Origin of the sequence: Caldimonas sp. (genome assembly GCF_046291045.1) — a bacterium.
Classification (GTDB): Bacteria; Pseudomonadota; Gammaproteobacteria; order Burkholderiales; family Burkholderiaceae_C; genus Caldimonas.
Genome location: NZ_JBKBSL010000084.1, coordinates 1 through 2,601 on the forward strand (window position 1 = coordinate 1; position 2,601 = coordinate 2,601).

Below are 2,601 nucleotides of genomic sequence, written 5' to 3' on the forward strand. Positions count from 1 at the left end.
TGACTACAATTGTGGTAACTGAAAGACACAGGAGATTGCGATGAGCACCGTATCCGTGCGAATCGATGAAGCGCTGGTCGAAGCGGCCCGCGCAGCGGCCAAGGCGGAGTACCGCACCGTGCAGGGCCAGATAGAGTTCTGGACCAAAGTGGGCCGCGCCGCGCTCGACAACCCTGATCTACCGGCGTCTTTCATTGCCGATTGCCTCATGAGCATGGCCGAGCCACATGAGGACAGCACGGTCTTTGTGCCGCGCTCGAAAGTGCGTGCATGAGCTGGGAAGTCCGGCAAACTCGGCGCTTTGCGCGCAGCTATAAAAGGCTGCACGACAACGTGGCGGCGGACGTGGATGCCGCCATCGAAGCCGTAGCGCAAAACCCCGATATCGGCGACAAGAAAAAAGGCGACCTCGCGCAGCTGTGGGTGTACAAATTCCACAGCCTTGGCCAGTTGTACCTCTTGGGCTACACCCGTGAGGACGGGCTACGGCTGATCTGCCTCGAAGCCGTCGGCCCCCACGAAAACTTCTACCGCGACTTGAAACGCTAGCTCTGCCCAGCGGGTGCGACAGGCGGCTCACGCCCGAAACGCAACCCCAGGCTGTCCTCGCGCCGGTGGTCCCCGGCGATCTCGGCATCGACCATCGCGGCATCGAAACCGCGCTCGGCAATGGCCTGGGTGCGCGACTTGAGCCCCGCCTCGATGGCATTGATCTCGGCGCGGATGTCTTTCAAGGGATCGACCCAGTCCCAGCGGGGCGGCAGCCAGCTGCAGTCCAGGTAGTCGGCGCGGCGTTGCTCGTAGTCCGGCAAGTCGAGCTGCCCCGAGAGCACCGCCGTGTCCATCCAACGCGCCCACACCGCCCGACACAGCTGAAACACCAGCACCGAGTGTTGAAACGCTTCGATGCGGCGGCGAAACTCCAAGAGCGCGGCACGGGTGTTGGAGTAGTTGGCCTTCAACATATCGGCCGACAGGTTGGCGTAGGGCAGCCCCAAGGCAGCGGCCACCTGTAGCAAGGTGCGGTACTGGAAGGACTCGTAGTTGCCCCCGACATCGGCGGGTGTCGAGAAGGTGATGTCCTCGCCGTCGTCCAGGATCTGGAGTTGCCCGGGCTCGAGTGGCAAGAGCGGCTCGCCCCGGTCGTCGGTCTCGTTGCTGTTGTCGAAGTCACGCTCGGGCCGGCGCACGAAGCCGACGAACATCGCCGCGACCTTCTTGCGATCCAGCTCGGCGTCGTCGTACTGATCGAGCAGAAAGAGTTTCACCAGCGCCGGCGAGAAGCGCGACACCCCTCGGAGTTGTCCGGCGTCCACCGGATCGACGATGTGCAGCACCGACTCGGCCGGTACCCGTACCGTCTCCCCCGCCAGCCCCGGATCGGTGATGTCGCCCGGGTGCCGGCGCAAAAAGTGATAGGCCACGCGCCGGCCGATGCGGTCGAACTCGATGCCCTGGCGGATGCGGTGACCGTTCTCCAGCAGCTGGTTGTGATTGAGCGGCAGCATCTCGGCCGGCAGCATCTGCAACTGCAGCGGCACGGACAAACCATCCTCGGGCCTGCGTGGTCGGATGCGGAAGAACACCTCCCCGGCGATGAACAGTTCCCGAGCGGCGCGGCGCTGCTGGCCGTAGAAATCGGTCAACCCCTCGGCATCGGACTCATCGGTCCAGCGCAGCCACAGCCGTTGCACTCGGTCCTTGAGCACCGCATCGGCAATGCCCGAGGAGGGCTTGATGCCCGTGCCCACGGCATTGCCCGCCCAGGACTCGACGGCATTGGCGGCATAGCCGTTGTTGCGGATCAGGTACCGGGCGCGGGCGGTCATGTCAGCACCAGCCGCCTGGATCAGCGTGTTGACGTGCGCGCGGCTGGCGTGGAAGGTCTTGAGGCGCCGGGCCGACAAGCCACCTTCGAAGCCACCGATCATCGCGCCGACCTTGCGGCGCAGGTTCTGGAATACCTTCATCACAACCCCTTCCCGGCGTAAGTGCGGATGCGCCGGGCGCGCGGGCGGCCTTCTGCCTTGGCGATCTCACGATCCAGGTCTCCCAGGGCCGACTGCAGTTCGGCGTCCGACTTGTAGGTTACCCACTTGTCGCCGGCCTTCACGGTGAGCACACCATTGAAGCGGGCGGCCTGCAGGGCTTCCCGCTGGGCCTTGAGTTGTTCGAGGGTCATAGACAGCACTCCCGGCCAGCGAGAGGCTGGCGGTGTCAGATGTAGTTCGACGAAATCGCCATGCGCCGACGGCGCGGGCTGGCGGTCATCGGGGCCGTCACAGGGCGTGGATCGTTTCGAGACTGACGGCTCGCCGGAACCGGCGGCAGCGCCTCGACCCGCTTATTCAGGTTCAGCCCCATCGACAGCAGGCCGTGCAATGCCGCGTAGGCGTACACCCGGCAGTCCAGCGCCTCGTTGCGCCGACCATCGGGTTTCCACCAGAAGCGCTGCGGGAAACCCTTCACATAGCGGGTGCGAATGCGCTCGGCAGTGAGTTGCTCGAAATACTGCGCATCCCGGTCCAGCGGGAAATGCATCGCGCCAGCACCCGCCTCGGACTTCTTGAGGCGGGCGTAGATGGCTTCCTTGGCGGCATC

Annotated in this window: 5 protein-coding genes; 2 read left to right on the plus strand and 3 right to left on the minus strand. The window is 64.8% G+C overall.

What is annotated here, in order from left to right:
* Positions 1-40: 40 nt before the first annotated feature.
* Positions 41-274 carry a TA system antitoxin ParD family protein gene (locus ACK4ZD_RS15465; RefSeq protein ID WP_409664099.1) on the plus strand — a complete coding sequence of 78 codons (234 nt, stop codon included), beginning with the start codon at positions 41-43 and terminating at the stop codon, positions 272-274.
* A complete protein-coding gene (locus ACK4ZD_RS15470) occupies positions 271-549 on the plus strand; it encodes a type II toxin-antitoxin system RelE/ParE family toxin (protein WP_409664101.1) in 279 nt (92 codons plus the stop codon). Before ACK4ZD_RS15465 ends, ACK4ZD_RS15470 begins: the two co-directional genes overlap by 4 nt.
* On the opposite strand, the gene ACK4ZD_RS15475 is transcribed toward ACK4ZD_RS15470, so the two are convergent.
* The 3 genes from ACK4ZD_RS15475 to ACK4ZD_RS15485 all read right to left on the minus strand — a co-directional run.
* A complete protein-coding gene (locus ACK4ZD_RS15475) occupies positions 546-1,970 on the minus strand; it encodes a phage portal protein (protein ID WP_409664104.1) in 1,425 nt (474 codons plus the stop codon). The two genes, ACK4ZD_RS15470 and ACK4ZD_RS15475, sit on opposite strands and share 4 nt — an antisense overlap.
* The gene (locus ACK4ZD_RS15480) at positions 1,970-2,182 is read right to left on the minus strand and encodes a phage head-tail joining protein (RefSeq protein WP_143969848.1); all 213 of its coding nucleotides are present in this window, start codon (positions 2,180-2,182) and stop codon (positions 1,970-1,972) included. The genes ACK4ZD_RS15475 and ACK4ZD_RS15480 overlap by 1 nt, the downstream gene beginning before the upstream one ends.
* 35 nt (positions 2,183-2,217) lie before the next feature.
* On the minus strand, positions 2,218-2,601 hold a 384-nt coding region (locus tag ACK4ZD_RS15485), incomplete at its 5' end, for a terminase gpA endonuclease subunit (protein WP_409664107.1).